Raw genomic sequence first — 17011 nt, 5'->3', positions numbered from 1 at the left:
CACGATTCACGAATGCAAGATATCGTGGAGCACGCGACCATGTACGTCGGTCAGGCGAAAGTCTCGCCCGGCGTATCGATAAGTTAGTTTCTCGTGGTCGAAGCCAAGTAGATGCAAAATCGTAGCGTGCAAATCGTGCACGCTGACGCGGTTGTCAACCGCCTGAAAACCGAATTCATCGGTTGCTCCGTAGGTCGTCCCACCTCGCACGCCTCCTCCCGCCATACACATGCTGAATCCATACGGATTATGATCGCGCCCTAGCTGAGCCTTGCCATCGCCCGACAGTTCGACGGTAGGAGTGCGACCAAATTCGCCTCCCCAGATCACCAGCGTATCCTCAAGCATCCCACGCTGCTTCAAATCGGCAATTAACGCGGCAATCGGCTGATCGACCTCGCCGGCCTGTTTGCGATGACTTGGCTCGATCTGAGCATGATGATCCCAAGGTTGACCGGCACCATGCCACAGTTGAACGTAACGGACACCCCGCTCTAACAATCGGCGGGCAATCAAAGTCTGTCGACCATGGACACCTTCGCCATACATCCGTCGAATGCTGGCTGGCTCGCGATGGATGTCAAATGCCTCCGCAGCTTCCATCTGCATCCGAAACGCCAGCTCGTAAGATTGGATGCGTGCTTCCAACCGGTCGTCATGCCGCGTGGCGTGATGCTGGGCGTTGAGCTTCTGAAGGAAATCGAGCTGATGCCGCTGGATCTTGGAGGTCGCGTGCTTACTGCGAATATTTTCGATCAATCGCTCAATCGTTTGATGCTGCGGATCGATGTAGGTTCCTTGATAAGCTCCTGGCAGGAAACCGGACTGCCAGTTCTCTGAGTCCTTAATCGGCAGGCCATTGGGGCACATCGCGATGAAGCCAGGCAGGTTCTCGTTCTCGGAACCAAGTCCGTACAACACCCAGGATCCGACGCTTGGACGCGACAAAACAGAATCGCCACAGTTCATCATCATTAAGGAGGGTTCGTGATTGGGAACCTGCGTATGCATCGAGCGAATCACCGCGATCTCGTCCGCATGAACCGCCGTCTTCGCGAATAGCTCGCTGATCTCTAAGCCGCTTTCCCCATACTTGGCAAATTTGAACGGCGAAGGGAACGCCGCCCCCGTTTTTCTTTCTGTGGTTAACGTATTCGGTAACGGCTTTCCCTCGTATTTTTTCAGCAGAGGCTTCGGATCAAACGTGTCGACGTGCGAGGCTCCGCCGTTGAAAAAGAAATGAACCACACGTTTGGCTTTGCCAGGAAAGTGGGGCAACTTTGACTCGCGCAAACTTGGTTCCGATGAAATCGTCTCGGCCGCTACGGCATCCCCGGACTGTGACAGCAAGTTGCTGAGCCCCAGTGTAGCGAACCCTAACCCAGACTGCTTCAGCATCGAGCGGCGGGTCCAACGATCGAACGGATCGGAATTGCCAAACATAGTTCGTCTCGATTCTACGGTTTGTTTCGCGGCATGGGTTAATCTACAAACATGAACTCGTTCGACAACAGCAAGGTCTGAGCAAGTTGCTGTAGCGGCGTCAGGGGAGTCATGGTTTCTTTCGGAAAGTCATCCAGCGCGTTCCAGTGCGAGATTCGACTCTTATCGTTCGGTGTGCGGGCGATGTCGATCGACCAACGAAAATCATCGCTATTGAGATTGCCGTTGATATCGACAACGAAGTCAAGCTTGTCGCCTAATTCCACTTCAATCCCTTCCAGAAAGTCCTCCTGACTCGCGTTGTGCAAAGCAAACTCCTTCAAAATGCCTTGCCGACTGGAGATGATCCAACAGCGAATTCCATTTCCCACTTCGTGCGTGTGAGCGACCTTCGACTGAACCGAGAACGTTCCACTAACCTCCGGTGACCAGCGCCGAACCACAGCAAATTCTTCCGTGTTGCCCGGATGACCACCTACCGCAGTAAGTTGTGCCCAACCGAGATTCGAATCAGGCCACTGCTCGCCACCTTGCCAAGCTGTTCCGTTGAAATATGGCAGCGGCTTAAAAGTATCGGCGACTAATCCATTCTCCGTGACGGTCGCGTATCCATACGCCCATTGATCGGATGCTTTGGGTTCATCAGATTCGGGCTCAGACGGTAACGCTGAGTCCAAAAACTGTCGAGATAATTGCAATTCGCCGGCAGATGGGTCTCGCTTTAAGATCGCATGAAAGAGGCGAGCAATTGCCTGCGAATCGCCGGACGATTTCTCCTCAGCAGAACGTGCTAAATCGATCGCACGTTGAGCAACGAACGAATGATTCAACCCAAATAGTGCCTGCTGCGGAACGGTCGTCTCTGATCGACTCGGGATATGCAGATCTGGATTCGCGAAGTCGAACACTCGAAATAAGCTGGGCAAAAACTGACGATCGACATAGCCGTAGAGTGTCCGGCGTTTGTGCGAGTCATTGCCGTTAAACAGTGGCGAGCCCGGCCCTCCCATTTTCCGATCGAGCTGTGACGATACCGCCAACATCGTGTCTCGCAGTTCTTCAAACGTCAGACGATGAGGATTCATTCGCCATAACAGTCGATTCTCGGGGTCAGTCAATTGAGCATGGTCGTAAGCGGCTTGATCCTTCGGACCTTGGGATGACTGCCGGTAGGTGTGTGAGAGGACAATCAGCTGGTGGATCTTTCGCGTATTCCAGCCTGACTCGATTAGCTGCGTCGCCAACCAATCAAGCAGCTCCAGGTGAGAAGGCACAGGGGCGCGGGTTCCGAAATCGCTGCTCGTCGCTACAAGTCCTACTCCGAAGTGATGTTGCCAGATTCGGTTAACCCACACACGAGCCGTCAACGGATTCTCTTCCGCGACGATCCCAAAAGCGAGTTCCATCCGCCCACTTCCTTGCTTGAAAGGAGGCGAACTGTCCCCTGCGATTAAGGTCGGAAAATGCCGCGTCACTTCCTTGCCTCGATTCGCTGGGTTGCCACGCCGGAAGACATGCGGTTCGGTCAGATTGGTTCGATCGACAAGTCGAACCGTGTGCGGTAGTTCCTTCGCATGATCGATTAGCCACTGATCGACAGCCGCTTGAAGCTTCCAGATTTCCACGGTGGTCCCGTTGTCGTAGAAGAACTCAGTCCCCGTGATCCCTTTGTCTGGCATTCGACAAGGAGAGCTCGGGGCGAACAAGACGTCCCACACGGCCTTGCTTTGTGGATCGACATTAGGAGGCAACTCCGATTCGAGCGAAATGAATAACGCCCCATACCGGTCGGCGACGTCTCGCATCGATGCAGGTGTCGTCTTAAATCGCTCAAGCACGAGTCGATTGACCTTCCCTGCATCCAATTGTCGCAAGTGAACCAATACCTTCGGAGCTTCGACCTGGAATTGATCACCAGGTATTTCGGCCATTGCATTCCAAACCGCAAACACCGGATCGTCCACTTTCACCGTTCGTTGCAGGTAAGCTCGAAACTGGTGCACAAACGCAGGCACCAAGTCTTGTTTACTGATAATCTGACTGAAGCTGACCTCGGGATACTTTTCAAGCTCGGTCTGAGCGAATAGGTAATCGGCAATTCGTGAGCGAACTCGGTCAGAAGCCTCTTTCTGCCTTGCTTCAATCGCATCGTTCAACGCGTTACGGCGTTTAAGAAACTCCTGCACTACCTCGGAATCCGTTGAAGCAAGCGGCTGACTTTCCAGTGAGGTCAACGTCTCGGAGCAGTTTTGAAACACTCCGTAAAGCGAGTAATAATCGGCGGTCGGGATTGGATCGTACTTATGATCGTGGCATCGAGCGCATCCGAGTGTCAGCCCCATCGTCGTCCGTCCGACAACATCGATACGGTCGTCAATAATATCGTGCGTGTTTCCCAGGAAGCGTCGTCCGAGGGTGATAAACCCCATCGCGGCTTGGGCGGTTGGATCATCGGGACGATACTGATCGGCGGCAAGCTGGTTCAGCAGAAACTCGTCGTACGGCATGTTGCTATTGAATGCGTCGACAACCCAGTCGCGATAATTCCAGGCATGCACAAATCGGCGTTCCTCCCGAGCGTAGACGTAGCCCTTGGTATCGGAATAGCGAGCCAGGTCTAACCAGTATCGCGCCCGATGCTCGCCGTAAGCAGGCGAGTTTAAGAGTCGGTCGACTAACCGTTGGTAGGCATCTGATGAAGTATCATTGACGAACGCTTGAACCTGCTCGTAGGTCGGCGGCAGCCCGGTTAAGTCGTAGGTCACGCGACGAATCAGTGTTGCTCGGTCCGCAACCGGTGCGATTGCAATTCGTTTTTGCTGAAGCTTGGCCTGAACGAACTGATCGACAGGATTTTTGATTAATGTGTCTACATCAACCGACGGTGGTTCACGGCTTTGTATGGGTAGAAAGGCCCAGTGCGTTTTGCGGGCATCGGGTCGATGCACACGCGGCTTGTCTTTTCTCGGCCACGGGGCTCCCATCTCAACCCAACGCTCCAGAATCGCAACTTGGTCAGGCTTTAATGGTGTTTCCGGCGGCATCTGATAGTCGCCTGTTCGACGAACGGCTTCGATCAATAAACTTGCGTCTACCTCCCCGGGCTTAATCGCCGCTCCTGAGTCCCCACCCTTCATCAGATCGGCTAGAGAATCGGTTCGAAGACCGCCATGCTGCGTCTTCGAACCGTGGCACTTTCCGCACTCCGAGACCAACAGCGGGCGGACCGACGTTTCAAAGAAGTCGTATTGGGCAGTCGAAAATGTCGCTTCCGCGCCTTCGGCGACCGACTGGAAAAGCAGCGACCCACCAAACAGCAACGCAAGAAGCAATCCGAAACGCATGAATCGACTTTCCGTCGCAGAGAGGGGAAGGGAGCGGTGGAGGGATAAATCGCCGAAGAACGATCTGGCAGGACCATCAATATACCGAACGCCCCATCAAAACGCGAAGCTTTTCAATTCCGCCGGCGTGGGATCAAAGTCCACCGCCTCACATGAGATTCTTTGCAAGCACCTAAGAATCTTGCCAACGCTAAGCATGCTTTTTCGCGCACGCCTGCCACCCCGGCACTCCGATTAAGGTCGATACCAATGCACAAACCGACCAAAAGCAGCATTTAATGGATAAGGCAACTACACATCGACGCCTCGACGGTTTGGCCAATTTTATTCCTCACCAGTTTCGCAAGTTGCTGACTTCTATGTGATAATGCGCAGCCCCCTGTTGGGAATCAACAACCCACCAAAATCGGGAATTCACGTGACATCAAACGCGACTCCCCGATTCACTTAAGGCCCACCTATGAACCTCAATCGAATCCTCCTCTCGCTTTGTCTCGTCCTCCCTTTCACCTTGCAAGCCGAAGAACGAAAACTCCATACGTTTGATCGCCAGCAACTAACCGGCGTCTACTTTTCGGAAGGTGCGAACGCCGCCGACATCAATGGCGATGGAATCTCCGACGTGGTGTACGGACCGTACTGGTTTGCTGGACCGGAGTACACCACGAAGCACGAGATCTACAAACCGGTTCCGCAAAATCGCGAACGATACGCCGATAACTTCTTCAGCTGGTTGTACGACTTCAACGGTGATGGCCGGAACGATGTCTTTGTCGTCGGCTTCCCTGGAACGCCTGCCTACGTCTACGAGAACCCAGGCCAGGAAGGCTTTGACAAGCATTGGCCCAAGCATCAGGTATTCGACTGGGTATCGAACGAATCGCCGCAGCTGCTTGATATCGTAGGGGACGATCGTCCAGAACTTATTTGTACCCGCGATGGCTTCTTTGGGTTTACCACCTTTGATACGGAGAAACCGTTTGGACCTTGGGAGTTTCATCGCATCTCCGACCAAATTGCCTCGAAGAAGTTCGGCCACGGACTGGGTGTCGGTGATGTTAACGGTGACGGCCGGCAAGATGTCATCTTCGCCAATGGTTGGTTCGAGCAGCCAGCCGAAAACGCTTTAACGTCTCGCTGGCAACTTCATTCAGCCTCCTTCACAGAAGGTTACGGCGGCGCCGAAATGTATGCTTACGACGTCGATGGAGATGGCGACAACGACATCATCACCAGCCACCGCGCACACGACTTCGGCTTGGCATGGTACGAACAGATCACCGAAGGCGATCAAACTCGCTTCAAGCACCATCTGATCATGGGCGAGCATCCTTCTGAAAACAAATATGGCGTCGTCTTCAGTGAATTGCATTCGGTAGCTCTTGCCGACATTGATGGAGATGGCCTCAAGGATATCATCACCGGTAAGACTTACTGGTCGCATCATCGCCAAAGCCCACAATGGGATTCCGGGGCAGTCACGTATTGGTTCAAGCTGGAACGGGGCGAGAAGGGCGTCGATTGGATTCCGTACCAGGCCGATGGTGAAGCGGGTATTGGTCGTCAGATCTCGATCGTTGATATCAACAACGACCAACTCCCTGATATCGTCGTTGGCGGGATGCTTGGCTCTCATGTCCTGACGCACAAGGTAGAAACGGTCGACGAAGCGAAGTTCAAAGCGGCTCAGCCAAAGATTTACACCGGGCCGAAACTTCCGACCGTCGAAGGTGCGGAAGCATTGCGTGGTCCGAAAGCGAAAATCAATGCGGAGACTGGCCGCGTTGAAGGAGCGATCGAAGGGGAGAAGCTGACCAGCAAAGCCACCGCCGGGGCAGCCCGCACACAAGACATGCAAGGATTTCAAGGAGACAAGTGGAGTGGTGGCTCGCAGTTGTTTTGGACAGGGGCGAAACCTGCCGACTCACTGGCACTCGACTTGCCAGAATTCACCGGCACAGTCGATCTGGAAGTGGTTCTTACAACGGCTGGTGATTACGGGGTAGTTCAGTTGTCGCTCGACGACCAACCGCTCGGACCGCCGATTGATCTTTATAGCGGCGGTGTCCTGACCACCGGTGTCCTCACCTTTCCACAGGTCGCTGTGAAGGGTGACCAACACAAGCTCAACGTTCAGATCGTGGGTGCGAATCACAAGGCGAAGAAGTCCTACATGTTTGCCATCGACTATGTGAGAATCAAACAAGCGGATGGCAGCTTTGTGACGGAATAGCCGCCGACAACCAATGCCAATTCCAACTTAATGCAACCGAATGACGCAGTACGAATCGCTTGCTGCCACGTCATTTGTCATTCGTCGGGCCCCAAAAGACTCGCTTCTTCCCGAGACTTTTCCAACCGACAAACGCTGTTGCTATCGCCTTCCAAGAAAACAATTGACCCGGCAACAAGCCCGACATACGATCTGGCGACGCGGCCAATGTGCACAAAAGTGATGCCAGATCGCATGCCACGTTGTAGAACTAGATGAACAAGGTCTGCTTGGCGGTGTCTACTAAGTTAAGTAGCACCCCGTTTGAGTCGTCGCACGAGGAAGGAAATGGATTACAGCCAGTTCCTGGAGATATTGTTAACACAAGGGAGAGCGGTCGTTCCTGAAATCGGTTCGATCAGCCCGGAGTCGCGACGTGATGCTAAGGAAGTGTTGGCCAAGTATGAACGGATCTGGCGCGAGAATCTTCCCAGACCGCTGGCGACTTTCAATCAGGAGTCCGCAAGTTGGGCCGCTGAGAATATCTTCCGAGCTTGTCAGTTCTCGGTCTACCGAGACGCCGATAAGTCCGTAATGCGTGCGGCGCTGCAAGAGGCTTGTCCAGTAAAGGTTACATCTGATGTTCATTACTCGGTCGACTTCACCTTTCGGTTTTTACCCGACATCGAGAAGTCCGTTCGCGTAGCCTCAGCCAAAGATCCGTTACTCGATATTCTTCGAGAATGGGCCATGGCTTGGCCCCTTTCCTCGGTCGGTATTCCTGACCTGGACGCGATAAGTATCGACGGATTCGCATCCCATCCCGGCCTGATGCAGCTATACGTCGACCGTGTCCTGACCGCGAAAGATAAGTCGCGTTCGACGAACCCAATGATCCAACAACAAATACTCGCCTCGGTCGGAGTAAACCGCAGTTTAGCGACAGGCTTTGACCTGGGCGAAGTCCAACAAGACAGTGGAGTAAGCGAGTGAATGCCCCCTCCTCCTCTGAGGAAATGGCCGACGTATTGCGACTAGGGCGGAAGCTGACCGAATCGGTTCTCGAGCCGATGAAGAAGTCGTTTGTCGGTAAAGATGAAATCATCGACCTTCTGGGCATTTGCCTGGTCGCCCGCGAGAACCTTTTTATCCTGGGGCCTCCAGGTACCGCCAAGAGCGCACTCGTTCAGCAATTGGCCCGCCGGATTGAAGGAAAGGTCTTTGATTATCTGTTAACGCGATTTTCAGAACCAAACGAGATCTTCGGCCCGTTTGATATCCGCCGTTTACGCGAAGGCGAACTGATCACCAATACCGAGGGAATGCTACCGGAAGCGACGTTCGTCTTCTTGGATGAGTTGCTGAATGCGAACAGTGCGATCCTCAATAGCCTTCTTTTGGTACTCAACGAACGCATCTTCCGGCGCGGCCGTGAGACACGCCACTTGCCAACGCTGATTGTGGTCGGAGCCAGCAATCACCTTCCGCAAGACGATGCCTTAGGCGCCTTGTTCGATCGTTTTCTCCTACGTGTGCGAAGCGATAACGTTCACCAGGAACAACTCTCGAGCGTTCTTTCTGCCGGTTGGCAGCTTGACATGCAGCGTGAAGAGAACGAAGCCGAAGTGACCATCGAGGATGTGCAGCGATTGAACTCGCTACTGCGGAGCGTCGATTTGTCACAGGTTCAAGCCACCTACGTCGAATTGGTTCACCGGCTTCGTCACGTGGGGGTCGCCATTTCCGATCGCCGCGCGGTTAAACTGCAACGGATCTTAGCGGCCAGCGCACTTTTATGTGGTCGCTTGGTCGTGAATCGAACCGATCTGTGGGTCTTGCGTCACATTTGGGATACGGAAGAACAACAAGACGTCCTCGCCGCGGTGATTGACGACGTCCTGCAAGATGCATCCGAAGAGGAAAAAGCAGTCAGTCATCCTCGCAGCCATGATAATAATGCCCCAGATCCCGAACGACTCGCCGCAGAGATCCAACGGATCGACACCCGCATTACCCAAGGCAACTTGCCAGCAACCGATCAGTCCTACGTGCGAGATCAACTCGGCTTGCTCGCCGCCCGCTGCCAATGGGTCAACGACGAACAGCAGCGTACGTTCCTGGAAACCCAGGTTAACAAGCTTCTCGATCGGCTAGGAGAAGCAGTGTGACTTGGCACGTCTGGCGTCTATCCCGTTCCAACTCAGCGCGACTTGCACTAGTACGGCACTTGCCTGGATTGGAGGTATGCGAATCGGACGACGCTGTTTGGCTTCGTGCCAACGAACCTTCTGACGCCTTCCGGATCACGTTAGCCGCTGTCCCTGCGACCCAAAGCATAGTCCAATCAGATGGCCAACTGATCGAAGTTGGCAAGAACGTTCCCCGCGGTCACCTACCGGACAGCAACTGGACTTCGCTGAAGGAATGGATTGATGTCGTGCCACCGACAGCCGGTTTCAGCGGCCAGGCTCCCGAACCAATCACGCTACAAATGAAGCGAGGGGAACGCGAGGAACAGGCGACTCTCCTGTTGACCACATTTCACGTATGGGAGTCGTACGCGAAATCGGCGCCGCAAGTCCGCCTAGATCGCTTAACATTTGCGGTTCATGATGACCAGCACGCGGTGATTCGGGGAACGCCCCTTCCTCCGATCAAAGGGCAGCTTTTTGTCCTCCGGAATCAAATCGCCGTCGAGGCAGGCTGGACGTGGGAACCGGAGGTTTCACCCGAGGTTCTCTCCGCCGTATTGCAGCTTCGTCAACCCGAACTTTCACTCTTGGCTTCTGATGGAACGTGGAGCCACTTGTGCGAAGACGATTTCGTCCGTGCAACTCGCGCAGCAGTTCATGCGACAGCAGCGAGGCTGACACATGAACACTGACATCGAGGTCGCCAAGAACTACCTGCTCCCTCCAGAACGATCGTTCTGGAAATGGGACGATGATGGCGAAGTCATCACCTTGAAGTCAGGCGCGACGGTCGTTTTTCGGGAAGAGCTCGCTCAAATATTGCAACGCCTCGGTTCCCAAGGATTACCCCCATTGGCCAGCGTCTTGTTGGTTCTGGCATCGACACGCGATCGCTGCTACATCTCGGTCGGCGATGTTCTCGCCACAATCGGTTGGCCACGTCCGACGGAAAAGATGAATCGCTTGGTCGAGTCTCTCTTCGTCGATCCTGACGGAATTGGCAAACTCCGCAAATTAAGTCCAGATTTGAAAAACTCGATCGAAGCGAAGGTCAATCTCTGTCAAATCATCTTCGAGAACACCACGTCGGTTGTTGACGGCGAGCAAATCAAATGCATTGTGCAATACCTGCGCGATGGCCTCCACGAAGTCTTGGCCGATTCGCGTACCAGCAATTCGCCGATGAATCGAATTGTACTCGATGATTTGCGTCAGCTTCGCAGCAGCATGGACGCGGTCGATCCCCAGACGCTGGCACTCCGCCAGGAAACCTCGCTCGACACTCTCCCTGAAGCCGCAGAGATCGAACTACCGCTCGGGCAGCGTGCCCGCACACTGATCGACGAAATCCAAAGCGACGATGAACTGCAAGGCCTGGCCCGCCTCGCCCGGCAACTGATGGCCGCCGTCACGCTTCCTCGCCGCCTGGCCGATCCTGAAGAAATCGCGATGGGGGGCGTTTCTGATATTTCCAATCGTGGACCACTCGATCGCTTGCTGCTGACGGAATTAGTCCACGACGACCTGACGTTGGCCGTACGCGTAAGTTCCAACGAAGCACTCTATTTGCGTCGCGAATCTCCACCACGCGATGCTTGGCGCGAGTTCTCGATCTTGCTGGATAGCGGCATCCGCATGTGGGGCGTCCCCCGGGTGTTCGCTACCGCCGTTAGCTTGGCGTTGCTGACCAGCGCCGATCAACATACCAGTGTGAATGCCTTCCGAGCCAAAGGGACGCTGCTGGACGATGTCGATCTTCTCTCTCGGGAAGGACTCTTGAATCACATGCAAGTCCTTGATCCCAGCATTCACCCTGGCGATTCTTTAGTGGCATTTGCGGAGGCGATGGGCGAAGGTGAGAACGCCAGCCCGATTCTCGTTACGACCGAGGACGTCCTTGAAGACGAATCGTTCCAACGCGAGTTAGCCAAAGCTGCATTTCCGGCAATGTACCTTGCCGTGGTACAGCGTGACGGAACGTTTCGCCTGATTGAGCGGAACGAGCGGGGACGAAGAATCATTTGCAGCGTGAAGTTGGATCTTGATCGGGTTCTTCAACCGACAAAGCAAAAAAGAGCACCGCTCGTTCAACCCGAACGCCGAAAAGATCTGCCAGCGATCTTCTCGATTCGACCATTTCCACTCTTCGTTTCCGTAAACACGCAGTACAGTCAACTCATGGACCTCGGCGTCCAAGGGTTTCTAGGCATCGGCAAAGATGGCCATCTCCATCATTGGCGAAGCCTGAGCAACTTTGGGGCGTACGTTTGGCCTGTCGACATTCCGGCCGGGCAACTAGTCTGGCACGACTACGATAAATCGGAACAACTCGTTTACGCGGTTGTCCTGGAGCATAAGAGTCGGAAGCGTCATCTCTTGAAGATTGACCTCGACCGAGAAACATGCGATGTGGTTCTGCTGAAGATCGAACAGGCTCACTTCACTCCGATGGCCGTGCATGGTGGTGTGTTGCTCGCGCAATTGCATCCCGACTTTGTAGCAATCGACACGACAACCGGAGACGTTCGCCATCAATTGTCCGTTCCCGAATTGTATCCTCCCGGTCTGGGCCGCTTCTGTCGCTTTAATAAGAACACGTGGCATGCAGTCGCCTTCAACGGAACAACGACCTGCCTGGAACAAGTTAGCCCCGCCCGCACCGATGTGAATCAACCGTTCATCCATGTATTCGAGTATGACGGGGGCAACGGACCGCTAGGAATTACATCGGATGGCAGCTTCCATTGCACCATGACCGGAGAAACATGGGAATACTTCCCCCGCGCGACCTGGGCAGCAGAACCGCCACGCGTCACCAGCTTTGAACATCGTGTGCTGTTGGAAAACTCGCGAGGCACCGCCTTCGTGGTCGATGTTCGCGAACGAACCAAGCAGCAGTGCACAGGGAATCATGCCTACTCCGCACTGCACCCGCAAGTGAGTCGCTTTGTCACCCCATCCAACACGCGGCATCGCTTTACCCACATTTCCGTGGAACGCGCTGGGGCAGACTTCCGGCTCGTGCTGACAACGCACAAAGGAACCCGACACGCCCTGGAGATGCGTCCCACTCGTGTTCATCGACTGCGGCAGATGAAACTGGAGCTTGCCAAGTCGCTTACCGATTCCGAACGGCAAACCTTACGAACGTTCAAACCTGTCGATGCACCAAATCTGGGCTGCAAACTATCCCAAGCCGAATGGACCGACGGTAGCAAGGCCTTTCTCGATCAACGGGGGATGCTCCATCTCAAGCCTGCTGATCCCAGCGTGCCAGAAGTTACGATCGTGCTGAAAGATGGTGCGCTTGCCGGATGGCTCTCCGATGGCCGACTATGGGGAGATTCCTACTTCACGGGAACCTCCGTCGAGGCCACGGTAGAACAAGAGGCCTTCGACGTGGCAGTCCTCGGATTCATCAGGGGGATCATCTGATGGAAGTTACGCTCCGCCTGAAGTACGCTCCGCATGAACCTCGGCCAACGACCAGTTGGTTCGTCAATTCGCCTTTTCCCAAACATTGGTTGAAAACGGCAATCGATGGTTTCGTCGGGGCGGACGGTGATCGGACGCACGAATTAAAGATCCGCATCCTTCCGGTGCCACGCTCGCTGAACGATCGCTCGCCGATCGGTGCGCTCGTTGTGGCTGGCAGCGAAGCCAAGGTCACACTTCAGCGGCCGTCATCCAATTGTCTTCCTTACGGTAGCCTCACCGATCGCGTATTTCTGCCGGTAGATTCTCGTCTGGAACCTGAAGTCACTCCGAGCGAGTTGGAAGAGTTACTATCTCGTGAGTTGACTTACCTCTGGCATCCGCGTGTTGGCCTAGTTGCTTACGAACGCGGTGACATACTGTCCCTCGTCGACCTACTTTGTTCACCCCCAAAGAATCTAGCTCGCTACGAGCAAGCGCACCCAGGCATATTGCTTCCGAATCGGCTTACGTCCATTGGTCCGGCCGAGTTTCCCAGTACGGAAACCATCCTCGAATCGGGCCGTGATGATATTGGCACCCAAGGCAGTAATCTCTCGGCATTGCCCCCTCAGGCTGGCGAACCTCAGCCCGGGGTTGGTACGGGTATGACCTTCACCGGGCTGAAGTTCCTGGAAGCAAGCATGAAGGGCCTCAACAACATAGGCGCGTACATCAAGAACGCATTGCAGAGCGGTACGTCGCCTGGAAGTTCTTCAAAGGTCTCGCAAAGAGGCCACGGCAGCAATTGGCTCGAACAAATGCAACAGTGGGCCCAACAGCGGATGGACCACCTGAACCAGGCATTCACTTCGCAGCGCGAGAAAGAAATCAACCGCCTGATGAATCTCCTTGCAACGAATCCCGACGAAGGGCTCAAGTACGCGTTGCCCATCGGAGGTGACGCGCATCGTGGTGCCGCTCGTCCAACCGGTCAGCTCAGTCAGCGCAATACCAACTTCAATCTTGGCAACCTTGGTGGTGGCGGTCCGGCCGACCATTGGGATCTCTCGTGGCAGCATCAGCAGGAACTGTTAACTCGCTATCGTGAACTTGCCAATCGTGAAATTACCCTGGGACGACATCGACGTGCGGCCTACATTTATGCGGAACTACTGAGTGATTACGCCAGTGCAGCCAGCGCACTTAAGCAGGGGAAACATTGGCGTGAAGCCGCCGTCTTATACAAGGAACGTCTCAGTCAGCCACTCACGGCCGCCGCGTGCCTTAAGGAAGGAGGCTACTGGACGGAAGCGATTGAACTGTATATCGAGCTCGAAGAATATGAGGAAGCAGGCGACATCTATAAGTCGCTCGACCAGCACGAGGAAGCCGCCACCCAGTACCAGCGAGCTGTTGAAGCTTGTCTGCTGCGTAAAGATCATCTTACCGCCGCGCAGATTTTAGAATCCAAACAAAATGATGTTGATGGGGCGATTGCTACGCTTGCCGACGCCTGGCCCCACACCAAGCAGGCCGTTCCGGCGTTGTCGAGATTGTTCGAGACCTACGGCCGCCACGCCCAACATGCGGCCGCTTCTCAGAAGATTCGCCAGCTTGGCCAAGCAACCACTTACGATCGTTTAGCCGTACCGCTGGTCGAAAACCTGGCCTCCAACGCGAATAACTATCCGGATCGCGAAGTCCAGAATCTCGCTGCCGATACCACGCGTGTGGTTGCCTCGCGTATTTTGACGCAAAAGATCGTTACCGAAACCGACCGCGTTCTGAAAGCCATCAAAAAGCTCGCCCCCGAAGACCGATTGCTGGCCCGCGACTGCTTGCGTTATGAGAACAATCGTGGCGAATTCTTCGCGTCGGCCCGCATTCCATCAATGCCGAAGCAATGCCCATTACGGGTACGCACGATTCATTTGAACGGTTTCGCAGAAGGCTGGAGCGTCGAAGCAGCGGCGACATCCGGCTCAGCAGTCTTCGCCGCGGTTAAGAGTCGACGCACTAAATTCTTGGCGCTTTACCGATTTTCGTGGCGAGGAGAGGAACAACTGCGACTCGACTGGAACGTTGATGCCGCCAACACGCTGTTGTTGACCACCAACCCAATTCGCGCCGATGTTGCTTGGCTGAACGTGATGGGTGGGCAACCGTTTAAGTCACCCATTCAATCGTTTGGGGAAACCAACGAACTGCCGGTCGTCACACGTGTTGAATCGCAAATGGCACGTGCCCTCGGTTCCACTATGAACGGACATGGTACCTCTTGGCTAGCCGACATTCGCGGTGGCTCCCCCACCCTCACTGCGATCGGACCGGATCGGAAACTCTTGCATTCAGTTTCGCTCAGCGAATTCCAAACTTCCGTTGACAACTACCTGACGTATGGCCAACCGCTGCCGATCTTTGCCTCCGGTGAAAGCGTCTACATGGGCTTCGACAACAAGTTTGTTGCCTATCAGCGTGGCATGAGCACGACCACGCTACTTGAAGACTCCATTATCCGCATCACTGGCTCACTCCCCAATACGCGACGACGAACGGCCGTAGCTCTCAATACCGGAGCAGTCCTCTTTTGGGATGATTTCCATGAGTCCGGCGTCACCCCTTTTGCGACTGAGATGCCAGCACCCATGTTGACCTTCAACCGTGGTGGTTTCGTGATCGCGGCTTGGAATCAACGATGCGAAGTTTATTCCACCAAAGGGAACGCCGTTAATTTGATCGCTGAAATGGACTTAGCAAAACCGGCCATCGAAGTCTTGTCTGGCGATACGCTCAGCCAGTTCGGTGTGGTGTACGAAGATGGCACCATCGATCTCTTCACGCTTCCTTAAATCGTTGTGCGTAAAGCAAGTTGTTCGTACCTCATTTCGCCCCTCTTTACCGAGCGATTTGCATGTACTTGCCTCTCGGATACGGCTAAGATAACGAAGACTTCCAATTGGAATCTCACGTGTCTTCAGGGATGCTTTGCATGCTCTCGTTTCAAGCAAATAGCACCACACTTTGCGATCGCATTACGCGACGTGAATGGCTTCGCGTGGGAGGTCTCGGTGCGTTTGGCCTGTCGGCAGGCTCGCTTCGTTCGGCCAGTGCGGCGCAACCAGCAGCGACCGGGGAACTTGCTGCATCATTTGGCAAGGCAAAACGCTGCATTGTTTTGTTCATGCTGGGTGGTCCGCCGCAACATGAGACCTGGGATCCCAAACCGCAAGCTCCAACCGAGATTCGCGGCGACTTCGGCACCATCGCAACCGCAACGCCTGGTTACCATGTTGGCGAACTCATGCCGCAAACGGCAAAGCTCACCGAACAGATCGCGGTACTTCGGGCGATGGCAACCGACGACAACGCCCACTCATCAAGTGGCTATTGGATGTTAACCGGCCGTCCTCATTCGCCGAAAGGGCAAGAGAACGCCTTGCCTGGCGCGCCCAATAATTGGCCTTCCCTTCCTGCCGTGGTACGTCATCTGAAAGGGGACCACACCAGCTTGCCAGGTGCAATCCGTTTACCGGAAGAGATCTGGAACACGGGGCGCATTGTCTGGCCAGGGCAAGATGCCGGGTGGCTGGGCGATCATGCAGATCCTTGGCTTGTGACGTGCGACCCCAACAAGGCCGACTTCCATGTGCCAGATATCGGGCTGCCGGTCGAGATTTCGCCGGAACGGTTCTCCCGACGAAACGCGCTGCGTAACTTCATGAACGAACACGTGCCATCGATTGCCAATACGCCAGTGAAACGGTGGGCAAGCTGGCAGCACAAAGCGGTCGAACTACTCGGATCGACTGGAGCTCAATCCGCGTTCGCACTCGATCAAGAAAACGCAGCGATACGTGACCGATATGGCCGCAACCGTTTTGGCCAGAGCGTGTTACTTGCACGTCGACTCATCGAACAAGGTGTGTCTCTGGTGCAAGTCAATTGGACTCGCTGGAAGGATGACGAAAACGTTGCTCCAGCCTGGGATACGCACGCTAAGAATGCCGAGCGACTTAAGAACGCATTGATGCCGCCGATGGACCAGGCTTACTCCGCTCTCCTGGAAGACCTTAGTGAGCGTGGCATGCTCGAAGATACGCTCGTCGTTTGGATGGGAGAATTCGGCCGGTCGCCGAAGATCAACGCCAGTGGTGGTCGTGATCATTGGGGTCACTGTTTCTCGGTCGCACTAGCCGGTGGAGGAGTCCGAGGCGGCGTTGTTCACGGACAATCGGATCGTCAGGGAGGTTATCCGTTGGATGGTCGCGTCGAACCTCAAGACTTATCTGCTACTGTTTACCACTGCTTGGGAATCGATCCAGAAACTACGATCCGCGATCCTTTTGGACGTCCACTCACGATCACAACTGGCCAACCGATTCGCGCTGTCCTGTAGCATCCTT

The 17011-nt window shown here is 54.7% G+C and carries 9 protein-coding genes; 7 read left to right on the top strand and 2 right to left on the bottom strand.

Features of this window, described 5'->3' with window-relative positions; genetic code table 11:
- Positions 1 to 6 precede the first annotated feature (6 nt).
- The gene (locus C5Y83_RS02030) at positions 7 to 1443 is read right to left on the bottom strand and encodes a DUF1501 domain-containing protein (protein WP_105327984.1); all 1437 of its coding nucleotides are present in this window, start codon (positions 1441 to 1443) and stop codon (positions 7 to 9) included.
- Positions 1444 to 1481: 38 nt separating this feature from the next.
- A complete protein-coding gene (locus C5Y83_RS02025) occupies positions 1482 to 4787 on the bottom strand; it encodes a PSD1 and planctomycete cytochrome C domain-containing protein (protein WP_105327983.1) in 3306 nt (1101 codons plus the stop codon).
- A gap of 460 nt (positions 4788 to 5247) precedes the next feature.
- On the opposite strand from C5Y83_RS02025, the gene C5Y83_RS02020 reads away from it, so the two are divergent.
- The 7 genes from C5Y83_RS02020 to C5Y83_RS01990 all read left to right on the top strand — a co-directional run bounded on the left by C5Y83_RS02020 (position 5248) and on the right by C5Y83_RS01990 (position 17004).
- A complete protein-coding gene (locus C5Y83_RS02020; RefSeq protein ID WP_105327982.1) occupies positions 5248 to 7020 on the top strand; it encodes an FG-GAP repeat domain-containing protein in 1773 nt (590 codons plus the stop codon).
- 327 nt (positions 7021 to 7347) lie between these two features.
- Complete coding sequence (locus C5Y83_RS02015; RefSeq protein ID WP_105327981.1) at positions 7348 to 7992, top strand: hypothetical protein; 645 nt, start codon at positions 7348 to 7350, stop codon at positions 7990 to 7992.
- Complete coding sequence (locus C5Y83_RS02010) at positions 7989 to 9167, top strand: AAA family ATPase (protein ID WP_233207040.1); 1179 nt, start codon at positions 7989 to 7991, stop codon at positions 9165 to 9167. The genes C5Y83_RS02015 and C5Y83_RS02010 overlap by 4 nt, the downstream gene beginning before the upstream one ends.
- Positions 9164 to 9883: a hypothetical protein gene (locus C5Y83_RS02005; RefSeq protein ID WP_105327979.1), complete on the top strand. Its 720-nt coding sequence runs from the start codon at positions 9164 to 9166 to the stop codon at positions 9881 to 9883. Before C5Y83_RS02010 ends, C5Y83_RS02005 begins: the two co-directional genes overlap by 4 nt.
- Positions 9873 to 12626 carry a hypothetical protein gene (locus C5Y83_RS02000; RefSeq protein WP_105327978.1) on the top strand — a complete coding sequence of 918 codons (2754 nt, stop codon included), beginning with the start codon at positions 9873 to 9875 and terminating at the stop codon, positions 12624 to 12626. The genes C5Y83_RS02005 and C5Y83_RS02000 overlap by 11 nt, the downstream gene beginning before the upstream one ends.
- Entirely contained in the window at positions 12626 to 15457 is a 2832-nt protein-coding gene (locus C5Y83_RS01995; RefSeq protein WP_105327977.1) for a hypothetical protein, read from the top strand. The genes C5Y83_RS02000 and C5Y83_RS01995 overlap by 1 nt, the downstream gene beginning before the upstream one ends.
- Positions 15458 to 15597: 140 nt before the next feature.
- Positions 15598 to 17004 carry a DUF1501 domain-containing protein gene (locus C5Y83_RS01990; RefSeq protein ID WP_105327976.1) on the top strand — a complete coding sequence of 469 codons (1407 nt, stop codon included), beginning with the start codon at positions 15598 to 15600 and terminating at the stop codon, positions 17002 to 17004.
- Positions 17005 to 17011: the final 7 nt, after the last annotated feature.

This window comes from Blastopirellula marina, assembly GCF_002967765.1.
GTDB lineage: Bacteria > Planctomycetota > Planctomycetia > Pirellulales > Pirellulaceae > Bremerella > Bremerella marina_A.
The sequence above is the reverse complement of the archived record's forward strand: the minus strand, read 5'-3'. Positions and strand labels throughout refer to the sequence as shown.

Bases quoted from the DNA above. Each gene is read 5' to 3' on its own strand.
- C5Y83_RS02030 (WP_105327984.1), bottom strand. From the start codon at position 1,443: ATGTTTGGCAATTCCGATCCGTTCGATCGTTGGACCCGCCGCTCGATG.
- C5Y83_RS02025 (WP_105327983.1), bottom strand. From the start codon at position 4,787: ATGCGTTTCGGATTGCTTCTTGCGTTGCTGTTTGGTGGGTCGCTGCTT.
- C5Y83_RS02020 (WP_105327982.1), top strand. From the start codon at position 5,248: ATGAACCTCAATCGAATCCTCCTCTCGCTTTGTCTCGTCCTCCCTTTC.
- C5Y83_RS02015 (WP_105327981.1), top strand. From the start codon at position 7,348: ATGGATTACAGCCAGTTCCTGGAGATATTGTTAACACAAGGGAGAGCG.
- C5Y83_RS02000 (WP_105327978.1), top strand. From the start codon at position 9,873: ATGAACACTGACATCGAGGTCGCCAAGAACTACCTGCTCCCTCCAGAA.
- C5Y83_RS01995 (WP_105327977.1), top strand. From the start codon at position 12,626: ATGGAAGTTACGCTCCGCCTGAAGTACGCTCCGCATGAACCTCGGCCA.
- C5Y83_RS01990 (WP_105327976.1), top strand. From the start codon at position 15,598: ATGCTCTCGTTTCAAGCAAATAGCACCACACTTTGCGATCGCATTACG.